Below are 24,446 nucleotides of genomic sequence, written 5' to 3'. Positions count from 1 at the left end.
TATATATAAAACGCAGCTGCCGCGGCTCTTTAAAAAAGTAACTCGCAGGGGCTGCGTTTTGTATAGGTAGTTTCTTATTACGGTTTTTAATATAGCACCGATTGTTAGCACTGTCAAGATGTGAGTGCTAATTATTTTGTGAAGATTTTGTGAAGCCTTGATTTTACGAGCTTCACAGGGATTTTTCACTTACTTTCGCACTCGATTTTCTTGATTTGACCACATTTTTACCACAAATTCTTGGAAAAATAGATTCGTCTGATTTTCTTACCACATTTTACGACAACGGCTTCTGGTTTATACCACAGCAGGTACGGTTTCCGGCAGGTTCATTTTAGACATCTCGTTCTCCACATGAGACTTCTCTGCAATATGATTATAGACATTCATTGTAATCTGTGCATCTGAATGGCCCATCACATACTGCATAACTTTGGGATTGACATTATTCTCACCCAGTCTGGTACATCCCGTATGACGAAGAGTATGCGATGAAATAGGCGGCATCAGCTCCGGCTCTCGCTTCTCTTCTTCTGCCAGTTTGCTTTCTTTCTTATTATAGGCATTGACAATATTTTTCAGAAAGCTGTTCACTCCCGCCGGCATGATCGGACGTCCATGCTTTGTATTGAAGATGAATCCACTGCGTCCACCAATCTCCACATTACTCTGTAAACCAAGCATCAGGTTCAGCTCTCTCTGTTCACGGAACACATCATATACCATCTGTGTCATAGGAATGTCTCTGATTCCTGCATCCGTTTTGGTTTCTGAATCATGGAAACAATACCCTTCATCACCTTCATAATACACAAGCTGTCCACCTACATGGATCTCTCGGTTCTTCATATCCACATCCGACCAGGTTAAGCCGATGGTTTCACTCACTCTCAGGCAAGCCCCAAACATAACCTGCATCATTGGAAGATGAGGCTTATACACATTACTCTGTTCAACAAACTTCAGAAGTTTTTCCTGCTGTTCCAGTGTCAGTGCTTCTTTCTCCTTTGCCGGAGCCCCGTAATCTCCAAGTGTTCCTGTTACCGGATTCTTACGGATAATCCCATCTTCCACTGCCAGTTCAAAACTGGGATTCAATAAGCCATAAAGACCTTTGATAGTACTGTGTGCCAGTCCTTCATCTGACAATGCTGAAAAGAACGTCCTTACGTGAGATGTCTTAAAATCTACAACACGAATATTTCCCAAAGTATTTCGTATCCGATAGTCCCACATATGGATATAATTCTTTTTCGTTCTTTCCTTGATATTCTTTGTTGCCATGTATCGCTCAAACAAAGTATTTACAGTCAGCTTCTTGACTGATGCGTCTGTAATAAGCAGATCATCCATATCCTTATTGATCTTCTTTTCCATTTCTCGCAGACTCGCCAGATCAGCTGCATAAACCGAATTACGCTTTCCGGTAATTTCATCCTTGTAGCGATACTCATAACGTCCATCCGGGCGCTGGTATTCACCTGTTTTTAAATTTCTGCCTTTATTATCTTTTCTTGCCATATCAATCATTCCTTTCACTTCATTTTTCGTTATTCGGAATGATTTTTGTCCTGTCGGTATCAGTCATTTACTGTCTGATATCTGCTCACAGATTAACATAATATTTTATGATTTCCAAGGGTAAATTCCTGCAAAATACTAATTTTTATTTGCCTGTTTTACAGGAATATTTTCCCTTTTTTACTTTTCATTCCGAAGGAAAGTTGTTGTATTTTATCTTCTCATCTTTCATTACACTGCCATTGCATCAAGATATTTTTTTATCTTATCCACGTTATAAAGAACACGTCTTCCAATAATCACTCTTGCTTCTGCATAATCTGCAATTTTCTTTGCAGTTACTTCTCCGCAGGATAACATTGCCATTAATCCTTCAATATCTACCGTCAGACGATTCTCAGCCTTATACTCTGTTGTTTTTCTCATGATGCACATACCTCCTTTCCTCCGTATTCTTCTGCATCACCTCCCAGACAGCGGTTATGCCCGTTGTCAGTACATATACTTTTTGTTTGGACTTCTTACGATGATTTTCCATTCTGTTCGGCGTGTTGGCTTCCATTTGTATATGGCGGTGTCAACGTTACAATTGACCTCTATCAGAAATCTTTCTGAATACTGGCAGCTTCTTCTCAAGCATACCAGCCGTTGCCGGAGTATCTTCGGTTTCCACATACTACTCTCTGATACAGCGGTGGAATCCTGTGTTACCTTTAAGCCCGAAAGGCACCCATACAGCTCATTCAATTTTCAAGGTTCAATAATCAAAAGTTTTGTAGGTATACATTTTTGTACCTATTTGATTTAATGCCATTATATCCCCCGTTACTGCTAATGTCAATTGTGAACTTCCGAAAATAAATCCCCTAAATGCAGGATTTCACCCAAACAACTATGCTAAATTTACTTGTCCTGCCTGTTTACAGGCTTATTCAGTCCTGTTTTGCTCATCCTCTGATGTCTCTCCCGAGGTAATAAATGCCAGGATCTCTTCATAAGAACGACTGCTGTTTTTCATCGCTTTTAGCAGTTCATCTCTCTGATATGCCTTTCTTATATCGTACAGTTTTTTTAATTCATCAACCGCTTTTTCATGTGCTTCTCTGGTTTTTGCAACCTTTGCTTCTGCCTGTTCAATCTTGTATTCCAGGGTCTGTTCGCTGCTTCTTCTCATTCTTGCCATATCTTTTTTCTCCTTTGTTTTTCTTACTGGTGCTGTAAGATTTTTTCGATTTCTTTCGCTTGATACCGTACATTTCCTTCGTTTAAACCCAAGGCATCCAGTATGGTTTTCTGGGTTGCGGTGACAGCATGATCCAGACGATAAACACCGTCAAGCTGACGTATCATTACTATCTTTTCCAGCTCTTTTAATGCTGCCGGGACTGTTAGATAATTCGGCCTTTTCAACATTTTTTCGCTTTTTTCTTTTAATGCTATATAGATCCTGCTACGCAAAATCAGGGCAATAAACTGGATAAATACCTTTGATGACAATGCTTCATCACTGTATACGCGCATGCTTTTATTTCCAAGATAAGATTTGTCACTGCGGAACAGTTTTTCTGATACATCTCTGCTTTTATATAGCTCAATTGCTTCCCGTTCCGTCATATTTTCTGATGAAACAATGGCAAAATATCCTGCCAGGGACAGTTCCTTTTTTACTGCTGAAGCGTTCTCTTCTGCAAGCTTCAGCGTCTTCCCATCCTGCTCAAAATTCAGGTAAAAATACTTCATGATCTCCGGGCCAAATGCTACACATTCTTTCCCAACACATCCGTCCAGATATTTTTTCAGCCGGCGTATCTTCTGCTTGATTTCCTGTTTTTCACCATATGCTTTTCCATCACTGTAGTAAATATGGATATTTCTTTTTTTCGTATCACCTTCGTATAATAGGCGCCTGACAGTTGTTCCGTACAAATCATAACGATCAATATATTTTCCTCTACTGTTCTCAAAACTGCCCTGGTTTTCTATCACAATCTCACGGATAAAGTCCTTCATCCCCTTTACCATGATCAAAAAACTGTAACCGTTTTTTTCCATATATTCCAGATTTGCTTTACTGAAATACCCTCTGTCCAGAATAAATCCAATGTTCCTGTAGCCATATCCATGTGCCTTGTCAATCATACAAGTCAGCTGGGAAATATCATTAATACTTCCCGGATATAGTTCATAAAAAAGAGGTTCACGGTTCGCAGAATCACATGCAACTGAGTAATTAAAAATAGGCAGACTTACATCTGTTTTTGCGTTTCCGTGCTCTAAAAGATCTATGTCCCCTGCCTGGCAGTTTTTATTTGTAGAATCATAGGACAGATAAATTTTCTGTCTTTTATTCTTCGATTTATTCCAACTATTTAGAAAACCAACCGACTGTTCCGGCTTTAATTTTTGAAAAAAATCGGATACTTTCGAGTCTGTATATATCTTCATATCTGGTGTAAAAAGAGCGTGTTCATATGCATAATCCGGATAATACTGCCCAGCATTATTCTCTTCAATAATGCTGTAGCAGGCCAGATCCAGCAAAAATCCGGTGTCCTTTTCATCCATATATTCACCTAAAATTTCTCTCAACTTGCTGTCCCTTATGAGTTTTTGAAGCACAACATATGGACCAATATTTAAATACGGACTCCTCTCTGAACGATCTATTTCTTCTGGAATATCTGCGTCAGGAAAATACTTTAAAAAGTTTTCATTCGGAGTCATTCTGTTCTGATTTTCCGGATCCACACGGCCAATAGAAGCTCGTTTTGGATACGTATATTGTTTGACAGGATCATAAATTCGATCATACTCAAACTCTATATAAGTGTGTCCACCACGTTTTTTTCTCACCAGTTTCCCCGGCACAACCGGAATGTCAACTTTATATTTCAGGAACATGAAACTCCCTCCATTTTAAATAAATTCTCTCATAATTATAGGGTATAAATACCCTATAATTATTTTATCATAAAATCCGGTCGTTTGCAAGCCAAATCGCCTGCAAATGCCGGATTTTCAATATTTTTTATTCCTCATCAACCCTTAAAATTTGTTTAGGGGAGATTTTTTCGGAAGTTCACAGTCAATAGCACTTCATGCGTTTTAGGTTCTTTTTTGTACTCTTTTTTATTGATTTTCTGCTAGTTTGTGTTATAATATGGACAAATAGTTATTCATTTTTTGATTTTACTATCTTCAATGGATGTTTATCAGGACTAATGCAGAGGTGACTTTATGAATTTTAATCTGAAACTAAAAAAAATCCGGACATTCCGAAAAATGACACAAAAAGAACTGTCAGAGAAGATCGGACTGACCGATCAACATAGAATTGTACAATATGAAAAAGGAGTTCGTGTTCCAAAAAAAGATCTGGTCGATAAAATGGCACAGGCTCTTGATGTTAATCCTTATACCCTCTATGATACCGCTGGACGTGACGCTTCCGAAATGATGGAACTGCTTTTCTGGCTGGATGAATTTAACCCATCTTCCCTGCATCTGTTTCTCCCTCGGAGATTTCCCGGTGAAAAATGCAATGAAGTAGCCGACACTTCCGTTTACTACCATGACAATGATAGCTGGCCTGCCCATGCTCCTGTCTGTATGTGGTTTGACTATGGAGTTCTGAATGATTTTTTGAAAGAATGGGTGGTTCGGATGGATGAACTGAAATCCGGTGAGATTACCAGAGATGAATATTTTGAATGGAAAATCAACTGGCCACAGACTTGTGATGGTTGTGGAAAATATAAACCTAAGAAAAAATGGCGAATATAGCAAATACAATGCTCCCCAAAACTGGACAATATTCCAATAATGGGGAGCTACTATTCTTTTTTTAATCTAATGCTCTTCTACTATATGTATTTTTCATCACTCAACTACTTTATAGCCCGCATTTGTAATTACACAAATTTCTTCGCTTTTTCTTTCAATATATTTTTCTTTCAAACAAGCATTAAGCGCCTCTTCCCAAACAGCATATTCACGTCTATCTGGATACTCCTTAGCAACTACTTCGCTGCCAATTTGAATATATGTACCTGATTCCAAATCTGAAGTTATCAGAATCTGCCCTCCCGGTGCATCTGCCACTTTTTTAAGGAGTTGCTTCATTTCCTCTGTAATTAAGGCAGGTGTAGCACTGATATTCTCATTTTTGGTTGATACATCGCCATTTATTTCACTGATGAACTTGTCCCTTGCTTCTTCCCAAATAATATCTTCATTATCTGAAATATCAAATTCTGATTCTAATTCCCGTCTCAACTGATTTAGGCGATCTTTTACTTCTGAACGATCACCATCTAACTTAATAGCAATGCAGTCACTTCCAATTACACCTTTCATTCCAGAAAAATCAAAACCAGGAAGAAGAAGTGAAGTTGCATTGGCTCTTAGTACCCATGCTGCGCCCATTTCATTTAAGCTGACTGGGCTTTCGTAATATTCTGGCGAATGTACGAAAATAATATGCAAGTCATAATTAAGGAACCGTTCCCTTAAAAAGTCAAAAATATTGGCTCCATTTGGTATTCCATATCCTGGTAGGGAGCTGCAAAAAATATCTCTGCGAGGACTTAAATTGATTGAACGAAGTAAATCCGCAATTTTTGCAACTTGATCCCTATTCTTAGAAGAATGACTTATAAATATAAGCGGTTTCTTTTTCATACCAGAAGCACCTCCTTGTGAATGTGACAATCCTGACTCTTTCTCCTCGTCCGGATAATATTTATCAATATTTTTTCTAATAGCCTGAAGTTTTCCGACAAGCTCAATAAAATACTTTTTCTCCGTAAAACCATCCAGACGCTTGCCACAGAAATTGATAGTTTCCCACACAAAAGTGTCATGAGTTCGATCATAAATTCCCTGTAATTCCAATTTTATCTCTTGAAGCCAATTTTGGAATTCAGGCACATCACTGATCCGTTCAAAGGATGTTCCCATACCGCCACCAAACGGATGAAACATTTTTTCTATTTCTTTTCGTGAATCTATAAGTTTAATTAAGTCTTTCTTCAATCATTCTACCCCCAATGCCTTAAACACCGCATCTTCCGCACTCTGGTACGGAATCAGCTGAAATGCACTCATCAGATCAGCCGGAACACTTGCGAAATCAACAAACGAGGTACTCGGAATCAGCACCTTCTTTGCGCCGCTATCCAGACACACCTGAAGTGTATTGGCAAGTTCATCCACCTTTATCATTGTACCACTAATTGTTATATCTCCCAACACTGCCAAGTTGCTGACAACAGGCTTTCCAAGGGCAATCGAACAAAGTGCAATTAATGTTGGAAGTGCCAATTTGTCTGTCATACCAATTCCCTGTAAATCCTGATAGTTGATGATATAGTCTTTGGTTGAAGTACTGATAGCGCCACTGATCCGATTGCCGTTGGCTTTCAGATAATTAAATGCCGTGTTCACCGCTTCCTTGCATTTAGAATCACTGCCTAAGCCAGTCCGTTCAATTTTGCCATTGCCTGGAAGCATCTGACTTTCCAAACGGAATACACCAATCATGCCACTTTTTCCTCTGGATACGGTATAAATCTGCCCCGGGTTACACATTCCATCCGGTATCAGCTTACCACCACCCTGTTCTGGTACGGAAACATAATGTTCTGACATATCTTCTAGGTCTATATAGGAGAAGTTCACATCATAAAACTCCATGCCACCCAGCTTCTTCAATTGCTCCTTGACACGGCGACGCATTTCCAATGCAATCTGAATAATTTCTTCCAGTTCTTCTTTGGTAAACTCACCATTTGGGTACATCAACTTCAGATAACCGTCTATCATACGACGAACCGCAATTGTATCACGCTGATTCAGATTTCTCCCCAAGCGGAAGTAGTGATCAAGTGCATCTCCATACTGCTCCTTGCGAAGCTCTCGGATGAACTCTGCCAAATAGTCACTGATAAAACCGTAATCATCGGTAAAATGCTCCGGTCTGAACTTCGGTATCTCCCATCCTGGAAGATAACAATGCATACGATCAAGAAATGCTGTATCTGTTCCCATTTCCTGCGGGAAAGGTGCAAACAGACTGGACGTTTTCAACAGCACGTCCACACTCTGATTGATATTTCCCACAAATACCATGGACGCAGTAGCAGCTTTTTCTTCTTTGCCACGGGCAAAAGAGCCGGATGCCATATAATCCTTCATAATCTGAATGCCATCTTTATCTTTAAACTTGATACCTGCCACTTCATCAAAGGCTACACAATCCCATAAGCCGACCAGTCCGACTGTTTTGCGTCCCATATTGTAAAACAGGTTTGCAACCGTCGTCTGTCCACCGGAAATCAAAATACTGTTCGGTGAAATCTCTTTGTAAAGATGAGATTTACCGGTACTTCTCGGTCCTAGCTCACAAAGATTAAAGTTGTTTTCAACTAATGGAATCATACGGGTCAGGAGCAGCCATTTCTCACGATATGTAAATTCATCTGGCTCCATGCCGATAGAACGAAGAAGAATATCCAGCCATTCATCTTTCGTAAAAGCCTTTCGTCCCTGCTTAAGTTCATCAATATCAATGTGTGGCATCTGGATTGGTGTCAACTTACGGATACTAATTGGTGAAATATCTTTCTGCTTTTTCTGTTTGGAACGAAGCGGATTTCCATCAATGTCCTCAATACCAAAGTTATTGTCGCCTTCAACCTCATAATCCAGCTGAACAATACACCAGATACCGCCGCAGAGCAGGCGATCAAATTTTTCTGGATATTCATCGGCAATCGGTACATTACCAACGCCCAAATTAGAAAACTCTGCAAAAAAGCAATCCTTTTTCATATCCAATCGAACAGTCACCATATCAATGATTGTGTGACTACCTTTTTTACGCAGTTGAGACAGAATTTTCTGTGATTCATCCGGGCGTACAAAGTTGTCAGCAAGAATACGCTTCACATTCTGTACGCCTTTCTCTATAACCGTCTCATCATCTGAACTGCAATACTGTCCCAACAAGAACTCAAGAACATAAACTGGGACATTCGCCCCTTCTTTGATTTTCTTTGTCAGGTCTTTCCGAACAATCTTACCGTCAAAGTTCTGACGGAGCTTGTTCTTTATTTCTTCACGGGTACTTTCACCCTCTGCAAATTGCTCCATCTTTCTCTCCTCCTGCGGCCTTAACTAAAAAAATCAAACTCGTCCACCGCAAAGGCGATGTCAATCTGGAATGGCTCCCGCTGTGGCATCTGTAATCCCTGTTCATCTGCAATTACCAGATAATAAGTAGCTGTATTGCTGTATTTTAGAGATTTTAGATTAAACTGACAACGGAAAGTTCTTTCTGCACCGTTATCGCTGGTCTTATCTGCAATAATCTTCTGAATATCACTAATCTGCTTGCCATCCTCATCTGTAAAATAAACCTGATAGGTTGCTGCTTCACGGTTTGTACTGACCGCATCTTTTTGATAGAAGTTCAATGAAAAAATCATATTGCTGATCTTACGATTTGCGGACAGTAAATTAACCGTTACCGGCTTAGTATCATATTTCTGCTTATTTCGCCTATATTCCATAGAATCATTGCGGAGATAATGATACTCAATCACCGGAACAACCATTTCCTGTAAACTGATACCACCATGCACAAAATTCATACCGCCGCCATTCATTTTGATACGAATACTTCCTCTCGGTGCAAATCCATCGAATTCTGTATTTCCGCCCAGGAATTTTACAGGCATCAAGTAATCTGGTTGCACACCTTTCTGCATAATTGCATATCTTCTGCCATATTCTACACACCGCTTGATGCTTTCTTTTTTTCTGATATCAGAATTTGTTACATCCACATCAAAAAAGCCTCTTTTATCTACTTTGTCATCTTCCTTCAAAGGACTGTATGTATAAAGAAATCCATGGTCTGCCGTAATTAAAATATTCGTTCCACCAAATTCATTTACAATGATACGCACGAGGTTTTTCAATTCTGAAATCGCCTTGTCACACGCAGCAAAAACAGCAGTATCCGAAGTGTGGCTGGCTTCATCTATGGTATCGTGGTAAATATAGACCACATCCATACCTTTTACTAAAGCACTTCTTTCCGCTCGTTTCATAGCAATGATGTCATTATACTTTAAAGCCACGCTTGCCGAATCTTCTGTTTTCAGAACCTTATCCCTATAAGTACTTGCCGTAGACTGTCCATCTGCCAAAACCGTCAAAATATCGTTCCGAACCTCTACTGTCAGTTCTTTGTGCGGCAACAAAGCCGCCATACCAAACTTTGTAGTAGAAGGGAAGATACTCTGCATACTACTGATAGAAACCTTACTTTGCGTTTCTCGCTGAAGCTGATCTGCCATCGTAGCTGCCACTTCATAACGCATGGCATCTGAGATAATTACAAATACTTTCGTATCCGAGGCTTGGATACGGGAACGGTAAAAATCCTCCTGTTGCGGTACTTCCAGAACTTTACCGTAAGTTGCCAGTTCATCCGCACATACATCCGACCAATTGTTGCCCAACTCACCTAAGAACCAATGATTATAGAGTCCTTCCACTTTATCGACAACGTGCTTAAATAGATCATCCAACAGAATATTGGAAGCCTCCAAACTCTTTTGAAAACTAAGATGGAACAAACGGTAATAAGTGTCCATCTGATAGTAACTCTCTGTATATTCTTTCCAGATACTTTTCGCTTCTGCGGTATGGAATCCGGCAGAATGTTCCTTAAAGAAACTTTGCATATTCGCCACTTGTAAGATACCGTCATAAAAATTCTCAAATGGCTCATACCATACACAAGTTCTCCGTTTTTCAACGGTATTCGTAATGGTATCCACATCAATGATATGGTCGCTGATCTCTGTCATTAACTTTTTCAGAATCACTTCATTAATACACGGAAAACACTCTGTTCCTACCAAATCTTCTACTGTCAGCTTTTCAAAACGCTGATACAGACGAGCTTCATCCTCAACATAACGAGCCACATCATATAATTGCGGAATGTTATCACTATGAAGCCATTCAGAAATAAAATCATAGCAATATGCCTGATGTGGCATGGAAATAAAACCGTCCAGTCCGGCAAGATATTCCTGCCGCATGGTACGGGTCGCCGCAGTTAAAAGCAGATGAATTGCCAACCGCCCAAGATCTGGTTCTTCCTCCACAAATCCGCATCCCTGACGAACCATCGCCCAAAATGCTGCGTCCGCATGATATTTTACAAAATCCTGATAAATCGTGTTATTATTCAAATCAAGTCCTGCCTGGAACACACTACGGAGAATCATATTAGGCTGTGCATCCTTCAATCCACAGATTGCCGCCATGACAGCCATGTGTAACTGTGCCGGTGTTTCCGGAACTTTATTCTGTGTGCTAACTTTCAAACGACGGTCTTTCGCATTGAAATAAGCACGATAATTTTTAACCTGTTTCCTCATTGCCGGATTTGATATAAGTCCCATCTCATCCATCCAGATAGAAATCAGATCTGCCCGAAACTCTTCGCTGTAAAGCTCCACATCCAGAAGCCAGTTATCATCCGGGCGGTTATAGACACACGGACTGTAAACCAGATAATTTGTGGTCAAATCATCTACTGAAAGCAGTTTTTTTACAGAAAACGCATTATTTCCAGTCAGCGCAATCACCTTTGCATTTTCCAAAACCACTTCATCCAGCTTATCCTCAAATTCCTTATCTTCATCGTACCAGAAAATGATACGACGCTGATAAAACTCAGGAAGAGGTGCAGCAAACCTGCGATTTAAATCTTGTATTATTTTATCTGTATCCATGCTGTCCTCCTACCGTATAATCTTCCAATTTGCTTTTCGTTTTGTTCCGCCCTGTACCAATCTACCTTTTTCCTGTAAAGAAGCAAATATTCGAGAAACCGTTCTTTTCGATATACCCATTTCTTCCGCATAATATGCCTGTGTTGCAGATGGATTCTTCTCTATAATCTGCAACAATTTTTCTATCTGCGTCTGTTCCTTATTAAGCGGCACTTCAGTGCCATTAGTGCCATCATCGGCGCTACATTTAACGCCATTAGCGCCATTTTTAGTGCCATTGGCGTTAAATGTGGCGTTATTGGTATCAACCTGACCTCGATAAATATTGATACGCAAATCCACTTCGCCACCAATAAACTCCGGCTCCCGCAGTCCGGCAGCTTTCACTTTATCAATAATTCTCGGAATACCGCTTCCCCAATGCTCAATCAGATTCATATACGCAAACGCATGGGCAAGGGCTTCATTTCTGATTTTGGAATAGCCTTCTTTCATACGTTCCATAGTTTGTCCCATTGGCAGCTTTCCTGGAGAAGTGATTTCCAATCGGTTGTCATATACCGCAACCTGTATTGTACCATGATCCAGATAACTACGATGTACCATGGCATTAATAATCAACTCACGAATAGCATCCGGTGGAATCTCATAAACATCCTGGCGATAAATTCCCACAATAGTAGCACCCAGATGAATATTTCTCAGAACAAACTGAAATGCTTCATCTATCTGCTCCCAAAGCGGACCAGTATATTCTCTACGGTCAACAAATACCGCTTTCGTTGTACCTTTGAACACACCACATTGCGTTGCAACATGAAGTCCTCCGTTACCAGTCAAAATAGCAAACGCATTGGATGGATAATCTTTTCCATCACGCTCAATCAAAACGCCCCATGAACGTAACTGCTGTCTGCCTACATCTTTAATCGTTGCTTTCTGTTCCTCTGTACGGGCATTTCTGACAGCCTGCTCTTTCATAGCTTTGCAGAGGACATCAATATCTTCATCTGTAACATTTAACCCAGTACATAAAGTCTGATCATAGTAACGATTACTCCCCTCAAACAACAATTCTTTTATCATATACTCATCGGCAAGACGGGTAGTTCCGGCAACACGAACATATACACCGCCATCTCTGCCAAGGGCTTTGATATAATACGGGCGCTGTCTGCCCTCAGAAACCTCAACCACAATGACAGTCTTACCATCAACCGTCTGTAAAGTGATATCCGGGATAATTGCCGGTTCACAGCTGTCTGATACAGCATTGGCAATGGCATCCATTTTCTTGAACACATCTTCCTTGTCAAAGCCAACAACCTCTCTGGTTTTATCGGCAATTCCGAAAATGATTTTTCCTCCGGTTCCATTTGCAAAGGCAACCACAGATTTCATATATTTGATGCTTTTCTCAGGCAGGTTCTCTTTAAACTCTACATTTTTTGATTCCCCTGCAAGAATTTCTTCTATGGTCATCGTAACACCTCGCTCTCTTTAACAGTCCTAACCACCATATTTTTACTTGATTGATGAAGAAATTGAGCTCAATGCTTTGCTTAAAGCATCTTCATCAGCCTTTTTTCTTCTCTCACTTTCCCACATACCGAGTATCTGATAAATGCATTCTTTCACAACAGGAAAATACTTTCGGCATTCTTCTTCGCTTAACTCATGAATACCTTTACTCAAGATTCCGTAAATGGTTGCATTTTTGACCAGTATATCTGGAAGATATCCTTCCAACATCTTAATTTTTTCAGCTACTCTCGCCCGTTCAAACATCTCGTTATCAATCGCATCAGCCGCAGTTTCTTTTGCTTGATAAACAAGTCTTTCAAGAATTCTTCTCAGATAAACATATGATCCAGCACCAACACCACTTGCAAAAAGTCCTATTGCAGTTCCAAGTTCCTTACGGTCTTCCTTAGAAATCACATGCTTATAAGCATCTAATTCTGGAAATGTCATGTCTGCGACAGATGGATACTGCCCAATTTTCATCATTGAATTGTCTGTTGTCAGAACAATATAATCAAGATGATGCTCCTCATTCATGCTACAAACAAATTGGAATATCAAAATTCTTGACACTTCTTCAGTTTGCGGTTCTTTCCACTTCCATACCGTATTTTGTTCTTTTACGAACCCTCCAACCTGTGGTGTATTTTCAAGAATACGCAACTGCTGAATTCTCCAAACTTCCTCTGAAAGTTTTTTTGAATAGCATTCATTATCATTATCTTGAAAATATATATAAGGCTTCATTGTAAAAACACGCTCTTCTTTACATTCTTTACAATAAGCACTTATTCGGACTTTTCCATCAAGTAAAAGAATTAACTCTTCAATATTATCTTCATCTATTTTCATGGACTCATAAAGTCCCGCCGTTTGCAAAAAATTTGCAAATACATTATCTTTACTGGAAACTATATCTGATGGTATTGAATCAAAAATATTCTGTCTCACCTTATTCTCTCCTTTACTACCGCATTTTCAGGCACTTTTTCCTCATATTCCTGTTTCAATTCCTCTGCCAAATACGCATCGCTCATGCAGTGCATGTCAGAAACACCATCACGGATCAGCTGATAGACCAGGGAATGATAAAAGAAATCCAATGCCTCATCCAATGAAAGTCCCTGCTGTTTGGCAAAACACTCAATGACACGAGCATATTTTTTCTGAAGCAAAATCGGGTTCGCTGTCATAGTGTTTCACTCCCTTCAAAATGCAACAGAGACAGTGATTTCTCTGTGCGGAAACATATTTGCAGGTTCGGCTTTTCATAACGTAGGCGGTTGATAGCTTCCGTTTTATCAATCAATCCGTCAAAGAACAACTCCACGGTATTAAACACCTTATCATTGGCAACACCGCCCACAACAAAGTCATAATCTGTCGAATCTTTTCCGCTGCGGCAATTCAGAATGAAATCCAACCATTCTTCGGAATAGGAATCGAATTTCAGCGTTTTCAGTTCAGCTTCCCGGCTTTCATCATACTCATACCAGGAGATAATACCATCTTTTCCACGGCATTTGAACTTGCCGCACCACTTCGCCGCCTGTTCATATAGCGGCGTGACATAGAAGCCACGTCCGAAGTCTACATTGGGGCGGGAATGAACCAAATCCGGCTTTGCAATCTCTAAAAAGGAACCATGATAGAGAATCATACTTCCACACCCCTTTCTTTCATCACGTCAAGGAGGTCATCAACGATATATTCCCGGCTCTGGGTATGCAGCACTTCATATTCCGGCACGATGTAGCCGTGCAAAATATCACTCTGTTTGGTAAACGCCTGATAAACACGCTCTGCATCCACGCCCAGCTTTGTCGCTACATTTTCAATACAAAATACAGCAAACTCCAGCTCACTGGAATTTTTGATTCTTTCATCCGTTATCATATGCAAGCCCTCCTTTTACGATAATTTTGAAAAATTGTCTATTAAAATCAAATAAAAAGCAGACGGATAAATTCCCTCTCTTAAAGCTATTCTACTAACCATTCTAAACTGTTTCATAAGTTCTTCTTCACTTTTTGGTGTTGTCTGAACCTTAATCAAATTCATAGCTTCTTTGCATAATGGCATCGCCATATATTCAGGAATTGAATTTGCTTCTTTCTCAATTTCTTCCTTTGTAATCGGATCAAGGGATAATGTATTAAAAAGTTCAAAAAACTTTTTAGCTTCATCAGAATCCGGATATTTTCTACCACAATTATATTGTGGCTGATTCGCATCCAATGACTTCCATAACTGCTTAATATCTGCAAATTCATATGATTTAGTCAATGGCAATTTCTTTGGCGGCTCACCATACGAATAGAAAACTACCTTATCTAATGAGCTTTTTTCTATACAAGCAAATATATGACTGTCATTCTGTGGTGAAAGCCCTATAATATGCAATTCACCTGAAAGTTTTTCAAGTTCCCCAAAATGATAATCCGTGGCAATTTTCAGTTCTGGATGTTTGATATAAGTATCTATAATTTGAGCTTTTTCTGATTCTACACCTGCTCTCATTATCTCAAATTTCTCTACATCCGAATCATGTAATTGCTTTAGTCTTTGAAGTGCCTCGATTCCTTTCACTTTATCCTGAGCTTCTTTATATTTATTCTGTCCACTAAAATTAAGTAGTGCATTACAATAACATTGCGGATAATCTGGATTCATAACGATTTTTCCGTTTTGCTTGTTCAAAAATCCCTGAACTGTTTCAGGATTTTCAGAATCTGCAAGGACAGAATAATCCCCATGCAAATGGTAAATTGTTTTATTAGTCAGCTTTTCAATATTATTATCATAATTCAATGTAAATATCGAATCAAACGATCTGAAAAAACGTTTGACAGGCTTTTTCATTTTTTGATAAATTTCTTGAATTTTACCAGCATTATAGATAGCATCCAGAATCATCCATTCAAATCCTTGTTTTGATGCTTTCCACATATCACTCAAATCCGGATTATCCAAGAAGAATAATTGAAGTAACAAAAACCAATCTTCTAATGGAATTTCATAATAATGCTCAAATTTGCTGCGTTCTGCGTTTTGTGCCTTGAACTCCATTACAGCTCTTTTCACTTCATCGTCAGCATTAACTTTATCATATTTTCCATCAAGCACAGCATTTGCAGTAGGAAGAAGTCCTCGAAATATCTGTTCAATTTCACTTCCAGACAGCGTACCTTCAAAAAGACTATCATACTTATCGCACTGTGCGTTAAAAATAATTCTTGACAAAATGAACCTATTTGAATAGGCTTTTCCCCCAAACTGTATGTTTACTCCATTCCCCAAGAGAATAGATTTCTTTTGTTTCGGTTCTATAACTATCCCTCCTTACTTTATTTTAGCCAAAACATCCTGGAAAATTGCATAATTCTTTTTCACGCCATCGTCCAGATCAATGGAAATCATCTGATCAGCAAGGTGATGAATCTTTTCCTCATAGGTTCTGATTTCAGCTTCCTGTGCCTGTAAGGTGGTCAGCTTTCTGTTCAGCTTCACACGCTCTCCGGTGGAAGCATTGGCAATCCGCTGTTCCAAATCAGCAATAGCTGTGCGATAACGAGCCTGTTGCTCATGCACATAGTCGGTACGAATGCGGGCAATGGTGTCCGGCTGATAACGATGCATATAAATCAGAGCCTTAAAGCCGTTCTTTTTGCCACTGTCAAACAACCAATAAATTGGGCGTTTCTGATAAATCTTGCAATGATCTTTATAAAAATCATTCAGGAAATAGTTCCGAATCACCTCCTTCGGCTGTCCTTTGCCGCCGAGGGCATCGGCAATAAATTTCAGGTTTTCGTCTAAGGTGTCTGCACCGTAAACGGTTTTCACAAATTCCACGAACAGACCGACAATATCATCCTCGAAGTATTCATCGTCGCAAATCGGGATAATGTTATCTTTATCCGCAGCAAAAGAAGCATACTTGCTGGCCTCCCATTCGCCACCTGCATAAGCAAGACCATCCACCTCCAGAGAGTAGCGACCAAACATACAGCCAATCGCATAAGAAATGAAAGATCGAATATCTCTGCCAAGTTCAGCCTTGCGGACAGTGACATCCTTATCCTCAACCTCCGGTGTCAGCTCATCCTGCAAACCATAAATATCAATGAAGATGCGGTTCAGTTCTTCCTCGTTGGCTTTCAGCTGATTGAAACGGTCATCACATTCAACCTGCCACTGTTCAAAAGCTTCGGCAATAGTCGAAACTTTGCGACGAAAAGGATGATGTTGGAAGTCCCATGATGTTTCAAAAGCATCCCAATCTATTCTCGATATTGCAAGCGTATTTTTCACCACTGAAGAAACTATCGACTCATCTCTCACCACAATCGGAATGTTAAGTATATCTTCAGGTGACACACCCAATGTAGGACTTAACATTTTTGAAATATAGTTACAAGATTTAGAATTAAGTATGCCAAGCAAATATATGAGACTCACTTCATTATTCAGTGAATATATACTGTTAACTGCACTTTCTGAGATAAATCCACCTTCCACATATCTAAATGGCAAATCTCCAGATGCTACATGTCCAACAACAACCGATGGGAGAAAATTAAAATCAATATTTCTAAGTGTCGACCTTAACTTACCAGTTTTTATATCTGTAAAATTTTTGAGAGCAAATCCATTATTTTCCCAATCTATTAAATAATCTTTATTTCCATACCAACGTCGGAATGTACCTCCTTTATTACAAGGAAACCATTTCCTTCCTATGTTTTCTTTTCGAATTTCAAACCATAGACGTAAAAAACGATTATTATCCCCTGTAGTCAGTCCATTGCGAACTGTAAAGTAATCTCTTACTTTTTTATAATGAGTAAACGCATGAAAAAGAGCATCACTTACCCAATATATATACTCTGTTCTTGGTATTCCAGAAAAAATAGCTTGTTTTGTAGAAAAGCGTTGTTTTGGATTAAAAAATTCTTTTTCTTTTTCAGCTTCCGATTTTCCAGTCAAAAGTTTACAATACATTCCACTATACTCAGAAATATATGATAAATTCAAAATAAAAGAAGCAGTTTGAACTACCTCTCCTGGTATTTCATTAAAAGCTCTTGCTCCAAGATGCAACATATTGACAACCCTGCGGCTTAAAAGTTTTTCTCGCAATCGCTCATATCCTGCAATAAACATCCACACCTGTTGTGTAATCATCGCTTGATATCCATTTTTCTTTGCCATATATCCGCAATGCTCAATGAATACCGCAAATAAGTCACTCTTGCTATCTGGATAATTCTTTTTTACATAATCTGACAGTTTTGCACTCATACCCGAACTCCCCATATACGGCGGATTTGTCACTACCACATCATACTTTTGTGACAATGCTTCTGCCACCTGTACCAACGGCAGTAATTCTCTCAGTGCCGTATCACGAGACATATTTATATCTACCGTAATCTCAGCGAAACGGTCATACAGAACAGACCAATCCTGCGGTGTTACGGTTACAATCGAACCATATTCCTTTGCATCATGCAATTCTTTGATGATGGTATCCATTGCGGCTGTGAGCTTCATATCGCCGTTACAGAAATAATTCACCGCGAATTTATCTACATGGTTGCTCTCCACAATAGCATATACATGGGGCTGAATGCCGCGGCTAAAGAAGCGGCGGTCATACTGACGGGCTTTCATCATCACCGCAAAGTAAGCCAGCTGTGCCGCACGGTCATCAATATCCAGACCATAAAGATTGTTCTCCACAATACTTGCCACTGCTTCACGGGTAGTATAGCCGTAGGATTCATAAATCTTCATCAGCACATCAAACATATACGCAAGAATATGACCGGAACCGGAGCATGGGTCAATAACTTTCAGCTGATTTGGTGTCAGTGTAGCATATTCCTTACGGATTTCGGCCAACTGTTCTTGCACTTCTGGCTCCTGCTCGGCTTCTTCCAGATAGTAGTGCCATTTAGTATCTTCTGATTCACGATTTCCGTCAGCATAAGTAGACTGTTCTTCCTCGGTAGGAAGAAGCTGCTCTTTCACATCCGGGTGTCCCTCCAGCCACAGGCGACCAAGGCTGTTCTCTACCATGTAGCGAACAATCCAGTCAGGTGTAAAAAGCTGGGTTGCTGCAGGGATATTCTCTTTTGTAATTTTCACATTCTTTTTCAACGCTGCGAAAACATCGTCTTTTTTCTCGCTGTTATAATACTGATACAGCCATCCGATAATCTGAACAGCATCTTTCCAGTCATCCTCCGGTATCAGCTCGATCATCTGCTGAATCACACTGCCTTCACGAAGCAAGTTATCCGGCAGAAGAAGCTCGGTGTAGTCCGCAATCTTCTGGAACATTCCCGGCAGAATCTTATTCAAGGCGTTACACTGCACGATCAGCAGATATTTATACAGTTCTTCGGTCTTTTCGGCATCTTTCAGTTTATAGACCTTTTCCATATCCAGTCCATCCAAATCCAGATGAATGGCTTCAGTTATAATTTGTGGCTTAAAGTTGTTTTCCTCGTCCGTGAATACACGCACATGGGAAGGAAGGTAGCCGTTTACTTCCATGAATCGCAGAGCAGAAAAGCGATTGAACCAAGTATAGGCAACCTCTTCCATGACCTGCTTATATCCTTTATCGTTAATCTCAGCAATCAGAGCCTGACGCTGTTTCTTTTCATCGGCAGTGAGGACTTTGCCGCCAACGCTGTCCGCATTGGCATCCTCAATGTTGTCCTCTGTGATACCGTATTCCACACCTTTCAGTGAAACACGGGCGATCAGCTCTGTTCTTGCCCAGACAGCAAATTTTTTAATCGCATTCTTATCCATACTCGTCTCCTTAATTCAGCTTAATTTCGTCGCAATTCTTCAGCAACTGTTTCAGCTGAGAACGAATTTTCTCTACATAATCATCAATATCCGCATCCGTCTGTAAGGTCTTTGCCTGGAATACAACCTGACGGTTATAAGCACGAACAACCTTTTTCTTTGCCGGAGCTGCTTCTTTTCCCGGCTGTGTCGGCTGTACTGGCGGCTTCGGTGCAGGCGGAGCCAGAACAGACTCGATATTGCTGACCGTATCATCCTTGTACTGACACATCGGCAAGAACATAGCATCCAGAAGGGCAAGGCTCTTTAATTCTGCAATTTTCTCCTTGCACTGGCTGAAATATTTGTCTGATTTTTCAATCAAATGTGATGCCTTGGAATCACCGTTTGCGGCAGTGTGGGTTGCTTCCATACACTGACGAACCGTTTCCAGAACCTCAACACGTTTTTCTTCCAGCATCTTGTCATGGGAGGTGCGAACCGTATCCATCAACGGATTCAGTTCACGAATCCGGGTATAGTTGAACTTGCTTCCAGTCTGAACCATCGTAATCAGACGAATGGTATTCAGTGCCTTATGTGCTTCCTCATTTTCTGCAATTCGGTCAAGATCGTCGTACAGAGATTTTTCAAACTGCACTGCCTGGTCGAATACTGTTACCTGGGTTTTGAAGAAGTTTTCAATGCCGTTGCTCATGGCTTCTTTATTGTTGAAAAGAGCATCCTCTTTTTTCAGCACACGCTCAATCAGGGCAATATTGTCTTTCTTCTGAGAAAGTACATCGTCCATCAGATGAATGGCTTCCTGCACCAATCCACGATCCGGGTATTTATGTCCGTCATAACGGGCATCCAAAGAAGCATAGTAATCACGCTGTTCACTGAATTTCTCAGTCACAAAGCGAATCAGACCATCTTCATCATCCGGTACATCCATGATATCGAAATACTCTCGGAGCATCGCTTTTACATCACGCATCATCGTAGCAGAAATGGTTTTACGCTTGCTGATGGAAGTCTTGCCGATCTCACTCTTTTTGCGGAGCATATCTGGCAATTTCGGGTTATCTGGCTGAATGGTATTGCCTGCATACTTGATGGTTACTTTCTGGGAATAAATCAGCTGTGCCGTAACCGCAGCAATATCAATTTCTTTCCATCCATACGGAATTGCACTATATTTGCTTTGTACGTCTGCCATAGATGTCGGCAGTTTTTTCGCATCCTGCATTTCCAGATATTCTTCCATAGCAGAAGCAGCATCACGGTTTGGCTCCATGCCCGGAAGTGCCGTTACCGCACCTGTCAGAATTGCAATAATATCTGCGTCACTTCCTGCATTATCTGTAATCAGGTCGAGCTTGCTATATACATGAGCAACCAGATATTCAAGAGACTGGTCAATCTTGCTTTTGGCATTTCCGGCTTTAATTTCCAGATGTTCGCCGTCTACATAGAACTGCGCCCTTTCAATGGCATTTTGCAATTCGGTCATTGCACTCAGCTCATATTTTCCGGCTTCGTCCTGTTGGTCACTGATGATTTTCTGCACAGTTTTTGGAAGCTGGCTTACATTTCTCTGCTTTACGTACTTGCGAATCTTCATAGCAGATTCCAGAGATTCATAGTAAGGCGTGTCAGCCAGAACCACGATTGCTTCGTTACCTTTGGATTCCGCCATCAGACGGTAATCTGTTTTTTCAATGGCATCAGTAGCCACGGTCAGGAAACGCAGACGCATACCGCCAGTTGCCACACCAACCGTAATGCCGTCCACCATCTGATCGAAAGCAAAGTCATATTTCCCATAACGGAACTTCTTGGTTGTGAAAATATCACCGTAAATCATCTGAGCAATACGCTCCACGATAGAAGCGGTATCCACATTGGTATCCCGGATTTCACGCTGAATGTCCTGTTCCTCATCGGTCAGGAAATTATAAGTATCGCCAGTTCTGCCAATATAGTTCTGGCTCATCAGACGGTCAAGGCATCCACGGACAGCTTCACGCATGATAATCTTATCCACACGAATATCGTCCGCCATAAGGATAACGATATTGTCCAGATTAGAAGGAATATCATCAATATATCGAATCAAGTACAGAAGTTTCAGCACATCCACATCCTGCTGTTCAATGCCATCCACGTTGTCAGCAGCTTTCTGACAACGCTCAATTACTCGGCGAATAGAACCGTCCAGGAAAGTATGTACGGTATCGTAAAAACGGAAGAATGGAACAAGTGCGTATTCATCCTTCTCCTGAATTTTCTGTGCAGCTTCCTGGAAACCGGAAAGCATAGAACGCTCACCACCGGACAGGTGCTTGCCGGAATTTCCATGTTTCCGGATTTCAGCAAATACTTTCTGCATGATGATGAACTGATACGGCACGAATGGGAAGTTCTCTGTAAATTCTCTCGGACCGGAATAACCTTTAATATCCAGAATAGAACCGCTAAAGCTGAACAGGTTACGAAGAACAGAATCATTCTGCTCATAAACACCTTCCAAATCTTCGGTTGCTTCTGGCTTCTTTTTCAAGATACGCTTCTGGATAACTTCATCCACGGAGGAAGAAGATAAGCTCAGTCTTGTCTTGAAACGTGCCTGGATACGAGAGAACTCATCAGCACGAACTTTAATGATTTCATCAATGGCTTCCTGTCCGGTACAGATCACCCAAATCTTACCTTCGCACTCACTTCCGATTTTCTCGGTCAGAGACTGGAGGTTCAAAAGCATATCGGTATCCGTACCAACATACTGACCAACCTCGTCAATCATAAACAGCAGACGGAAGTTTGCAGGTTTAGTATCTACATAGGCTTTCATATCTTCCACAAGCTGTGCAATAGAAATCTCTGTTGCGGTTTTATCATTGAACCACGCCTTGGCATCGTCCTCACTCATATCCAGAACTTTCATCAATGTCGGGATGATGAACTTGCCATTGAAAGCAAAGGCACGGCGCATTTCAAGCCAAGGCTTTCCTTTCTTTTCTTCAAAAACTCTGCGAAACTCCTCAGTTTTTCCCTGCTGGTCAATATAACGCTCCATCATGGCAACTTTCAGATTCTCACCGTAAAATCCCAGATGGTTGTAGAACATTTTGGCAAATACACGAAGAACCGCAGTCTTATCTTTATTGCTGAATCCCTCAATATCAATATTGAACAGAATTGTCTCGGTCTGTCCCTTTGTGGCACGATCAATCAGCATAAAGGTTGCCGGGTCATCCTCAAACTTTTTACGGAAACGCTCCACACTGCGAATGCCTTTTACCTCTTTATTTTCCAAAAGATAGGAAAGCATTTTCAAGAAGTGAGATTTACCACTTCCAAAGAAACCAGAAATCCAAACACCCATATCAGCTGTCGGCTGGTCAAAAGCATCACCGTAATAATTGAAGAACGTAATGAAGTGTTTCTTCAATTCTCTGGTAATGACATATTCATTTAACTCCTGCTCGATTACATCATCAGCAGCCTGATCTACTTTAATTACACCATTGATTTTGCGGTTAATGTCATCCGCAAACATATCTCGAATCATCATGGCTTTATCCCCCTTAATCTATGACACTGAATGCCCGGTAATAATCATTTGGTGTCAAACGATTGAATAGTTTTACATGACGACCATCAAACTCACCCGGATACATAACCAAAATCGGAACATCCGAAAAATACGGTTGCAAGGCTTCCAATAACGTATGGATTCTCATAAACGGGAACACCTCGCCCACACCTGTCAGCATCAGCACATCACCCGGTTCGTGTGGCTCATACTGGATTTTATCAATGAACTCTCCATTGCCGATTGCGGAGTTAAGCTGCTCCAGAAGATAAGCACTTCCGTCAGCTTCTTCCATATCGGGAATCGCATCTGTGATGTCCATATCATCGCAGATAGAGAGAAATGTTTTATATAAATTACAAACGATCAAATGGCAATCTAAGGACTGATCAGTTTCCAGCTGATTCACAAAATGACGGACAACCATTTCATTCTCCGGTTCATAACAGAAGATTCTGATATTCACCTCATTGCTGAGTCCCTTGCCTTCCAGGAACTCCGGTTCCTGAATCAATGCCCGAACTTTGTCCAGGCGTTCTTTTATATCACTCATCAGGCTACCTCCTACGAAAAGCAATTAAACGCTGGCAGTATCGCCGTATCGCCATTGCTTCTGATGGCATTCTCCAAAACAGGATGCAGCCATACTGGATTCAAATGATCTGCCTTGAGATTGTCGAGATATTCTGTTTCGACAAGCACCCTGGCAATGATCTGTTTTAACTTTGTTATTGTAGTATCGCTCCAGGAAGCTACGGTATCATTCTGCTCCTGCAAGCGCATAAAAAATGTATTCAAATCTATCTTACCAAAAGACGTATCTCTTAATCTGTACTTCTCACCAATAACTGTCAGCATAAATTCCCAAACCAGTCGACTCTGCTTCATCAATGCATAAAGACAAATCTGTTTTGCTACATCCGTTGGCTGTGACGCAATCGCAGCAACCAGTGAATCATCTTCCAGTGCATGAAGCCGTTTTATACAAGCTTTTGCCATGCGTGTGATAGATTTTTCCGTTGGGTACTGGAAAAGATTCTGCTCTACAATTTCTTTAACAATTGCATCATCGGAATTTCCTTCTACCATTAGCTTTGCGGTAGAACGCATTTCGTAGAAAAGGAACGGCTCTCTGGTCAAAGATGCAATATAAGGATAAGAATGATCCATGTTCCCGT

At 40.5% G+C, this 24,446-nt stretch carries 18 protein-coding genes; 1 reads left to right on the top strand and 17 read right to left on the bottom strand.

Annotation, left to right across the window (positions count from 1 at the left end):
• Positions 1-297 precede the first annotated feature (297 nt).
• The 4 genes from I2D69_RS01110 to I2D69_RS01095 form a co-directional block, all read right to left on the bottom strand.
• Positions 298-1,521 (bottom strand): tyrosine-type recombinase/integrase, encoded by a 1,224-nt coding sequence (locus I2D69_RS01110; RefSeq protein ID WP_195379260.1) that lies wholly within the window; start codon positions 1,519-1,521, stop codon positions 298-300.
• Positions 1,522-1,752: 231 nt separating this feature from the next.
• Positions 1,753-1,947 carry a hypothetical protein gene (locus tag I2D69_RS01105; RefSeq protein WP_026649299.1) on the bottom strand — a complete coding sequence of 65 codons (195 nt, stop codon included), beginning with the start codon at positions 1,945-1,947 and terminating at the stop codon, positions 1,753-1,755.
• Between the two features lie 502 nt (positions 1,948-2,449).
• On the bottom strand, positions 2,450-2,704 hold the full coding sequence (locus I2D69_RS01100) for an ErpK protein (RefSeq protein ID WP_117688670.1): 255 nt from the start codon (positions 2,702-2,704) through the stop codon (positions 2,450-2,452).
• Positions 2,705-2,727: 23 nt separating this feature from the next.
• Positions 2,728-4,422 (bottom strand): transposase, encoded by a 1,695-nt coding sequence (locus I2D69_RS01095; RefSeq protein WP_195379259.1) that lies wholly within the window; start codon positions 4,420-4,422, stop codon positions 2,728-2,730.
• A gap of 336 nt (positions 4,423-4,758) precedes the next feature.
• On the opposite strand from I2D69_RS01095, the gene I2D69_RS01090 reads away from it, so the two are divergent.
• Positions 4,759-5,304, top strand: coding sequence for a helix-turn-helix transcriptional regulator (locus tag I2D69_RS01090; protein WP_195379258.1), 546 nt, complete (start codon positions 4,759-4,761; stop codon positions 5,302-5,304).
• A 96-nt stretch (positions 5,305-5,400) separates the two neighbouring features.
• On the opposite strand, the gene I2D69_RS01085 is transcribed toward I2D69_RS01090, so the two are convergent.
• The 13 genes from I2D69_RS01085 to I2D69_RS01020 form a co-directional block, all read right to left on the bottom strand.
• The gene (locus tag I2D69_RS01085; protein WP_227199117.1) at positions 5,401-6,555 is read right to left on the bottom strand and encodes a toll/interleukin-1 receptor domain-containing protein; all 1,155 of its coding nucleotides are present in this window, start codon (positions 6,553-6,555) and stop codon (positions 5,401-5,403) included.
• Entirely contained in the window at positions 6,556-8,673 is a 2,118-nt protein-coding gene (gene brxL, locus I2D69_RS01075) for a protease Lon-related BREX system protein BrxL (RefSeq protein WP_195379256.1), read from the bottom strand.
• A 20-nt stretch (positions 8,674-8,693) separates the two neighbouring features.
• A complete protein-coding gene (gene pglZ, locus I2D69_RS01070) occupies positions 8,694-11,336 on the bottom strand; it encodes a BREX-1 system phosphatase PglZ type A (RefSeq protein ID WP_195379255.1) in 2,643 nt (880 codons plus the stop codon).
• Positions 11,337-11,345: 9 nt separating this feature from the next.
• Positions 11,346-12,818, bottom strand: coding sequence for an RNA-binding domain-containing protein (locus I2D69_RS01065; RefSeq protein ID WP_195379254.1), 1,473 nt, complete (start codon positions 12,816-12,818; stop codon positions 11,346-11,348).
• A 42-nt stretch (positions 12,819-12,860) separates the two neighbouring features.
• Positions 12,861-13,811 carry a hypothetical protein gene (locus tag I2D69_RS01060; RefSeq protein WP_195379253.1) on the bottom strand — a complete coding sequence of 317 codons (951 nt, stop codon included), beginning with the start codon at positions 13,809-13,811 and terminating at the stop codon, positions 12,861-12,863.
• Positions 13,808-14,053, bottom strand: coding sequence for a DUF3791 domain-containing protein (locus tag I2D69_RS01055; RefSeq protein ID WP_195379252.1), 246 nt, complete (start codon positions 14,051-14,053; stop codon positions 13,808-13,810). Before I2D69_RS01055 ends, I2D69_RS01060 begins: the two co-directional genes overlap by 4 nt.
• The gene (locus tag I2D69_RS01050; protein WP_195379251.1) at positions 14,050-14,520 is read right to left on the bottom strand and encodes a DUF3990 domain-containing protein; all 471 of its coding nucleotides are present in this window, start codon (positions 14,518-14,520) and stop codon (positions 14,050-14,052) included. The genes I2D69_RS01055 and I2D69_RS01050 overlap by 4 nt, the downstream gene beginning before the upstream one ends.
• Positions 14,517-14,756, bottom strand: a complete 240-nt coding sequence (locus I2D69_RS01045) for a DUF3791 domain-containing protein (protein ID WP_195379250.1) — start codon at positions 14,754-14,756, stop codon at positions 14,517-14,519. Before I2D69_RS01045 ends, I2D69_RS01050 begins: the two co-directional genes overlap by 4 nt.
• A gap of 15 nt (positions 14,757-14,771) precedes the next feature.
• Complete coding sequence (locus tag I2D69_RS01040; protein WP_227199118.1) at positions 14,772-16,103, bottom strand: hypothetical protein; 1,332 nt, start codon at positions 16,101-16,103, stop codon at positions 14,772-14,774.
• Between the two features lie 99 nt (positions 16,104-16,202).
• The gene (gene pglX, locus I2D69_RS01035) at positions 16,203-19,688 is read right to left on the bottom strand and encodes a BREX-1 system adenine-specific DNA-methyltransferase PglX (protein WP_195379249.1); all 3,486 of its coding nucleotides are present in this window, start codon (positions 19,686-19,688) and stop codon (positions 16,203-16,205) included.
• A 10-nt stretch (positions 19,689-19,698) separates the two neighbouring features.
• Entirely contained in the window at positions 19,699-23,247 is a 3,549-nt protein-coding gene (gene brxC, locus I2D69_RS01030; RefSeq protein ID WP_195379248.1) for a BREX system P-loop protein BrxC, read from the bottom strand.
• 13 nt (positions 23,248-23,260) lie between these two features.
• A complete protein-coding gene (locus I2D69_RS01025; protein ID WP_195379247.1) occupies positions 23,261-23,821 on the bottom strand; it encodes a DUF1788 domain-containing protein in 561 nt (186 codons plus the stop codon).
• An 11-nt stretch (positions 23,822-23,832) separates the two neighbouring features.
• Complete coding sequence (locus tag I2D69_RS01020) at positions 23,833-24,438, bottom strand: DUF1819 family protein (protein ID WP_195379246.1); 606 nt, start codon at positions 24,436-24,438, stop codon at positions 23,833-23,835.
• Positions 24,439-24,446 lie beyond the last annotated feature (8 nt).

Source organism: Ruminococcus sp. D54t1_190329_F1, assembly GCF_015551645.1.
GTDB lineage: Bacteria > Bacillota > Clostridia > Lachnospirales > Lachnospiraceae > Blautia_A > Blautia_A faecis.
This window is presented reverse-complemented; position numbering and strand designations above follow the sequence as displayed.

What these genes read in the sequence shown, in the direction of transcription:
- I2D69_RS01110 (WP_195379260.1), bottom strand. Translation starts at nt 1,521, where the DNA reads ATGGCAAGAAAAGATAATAAAGGCAGAAATTTAAAAACAGGTGAATAC.
- I2D69_RS01105 (WP_026649299.1), bottom strand. Translation starts at nt 1,947, where the DNA reads ATGAGAAAAACAACAGAGTATAAGGCTGAGAATCGTCTGACGGTAGAT.
- I2D69_RS01100 (WP_117688670.1), bottom strand. Translation starts at nt 2,704, where the DNA reads ATGGCAAGAATGAGAAGAAGCAGCGAACAGACCCTGGAATACAAGATT.
- I2D69_RS01095 (WP_195379259.1), bottom strand. Translation starts at nt 4,422, where the DNA reads ATGTTCCTGAAATATAAAGTTGACATTCCGGTTGTGCCGGGGAAACTG.
- I2D69_RS01090 (WP_195379258.1), top strand. Translation starts at nt 4,759, where the DNA reads ATGAATTTTAATCTGAAACTAAAAAAAATCCGGACATTCCGAAAAATG.
- brxL (WP_195379256.1), bottom strand. Translation starts at nt 8,673, where the DNA reads ATGGAGCAATTTGCAGAGGGTGAAAGTACCCGTGAAGAAATAAAGAAC.
- pglZ (WP_195379255.1), bottom strand. Translation starts at nt 11,336, where the DNA reads ATGGATACAGATAAAATAATACAAGATTTAAATCGCAGGTTTGCTGCA.
- I2D69_RS01065 (WP_195379254.1), bottom strand. Translation starts at nt 12,818, where the DNA reads ATGACCATAGAAGAAATTCTTGCAGGGGAATCAAAAAATGTAGAGTTT.
- I2D69_RS01055 (WP_195379252.1), bottom strand. Translation starts at nt 14,053, where the DNA reads ATGACAGCGAACCCGATTTTGCTTCAGAAAAAATATGCTCGTGTCATT.
- I2D69_RS01050 (WP_195379251.1), bottom strand. Translation starts at nt 14,520, where the DNA reads ATGATTCTCTATCATGGTTCCTTTTTAGAGATTGCAAAGCCGGATTTG.
- I2D69_RS01045 (WP_195379250.1), bottom strand. Translation starts at nt 14,756, where the DNA reads ATGATAACGGATGAAAGAATCAAAAATTCCAGTGAGCTGGAGTTTGCT.
- pglX (WP_195379249.1), bottom strand. Translation starts at nt 19,688, where the DNA reads ATGGATAAGAATGCGATTAAAAAATTTGCTGTCTGGGCAAGAACAGAG.
- brxC (WP_195379248.1), bottom strand. Translation starts at nt 23,247, where the DNA reads ATGATGATTCGAGATATGTTTGCGGATGACATTAACCGCAAAATCAAT.
- I2D69_RS01025 (WP_195379247.1), bottom strand. Translation starts at nt 23,821, where the DNA reads ATGAGTGATATAAAAGAACGCCTGGACAAAGTTCGGGCATTGATTCAG.
- I2D69_RS01020 (WP_195379246.1), bottom strand. Translation starts at nt 24,438, where the DNA reads ATGGATCATTCTTATCCTTATATTGCATCTTTGACCAGAGAGCCGTTC.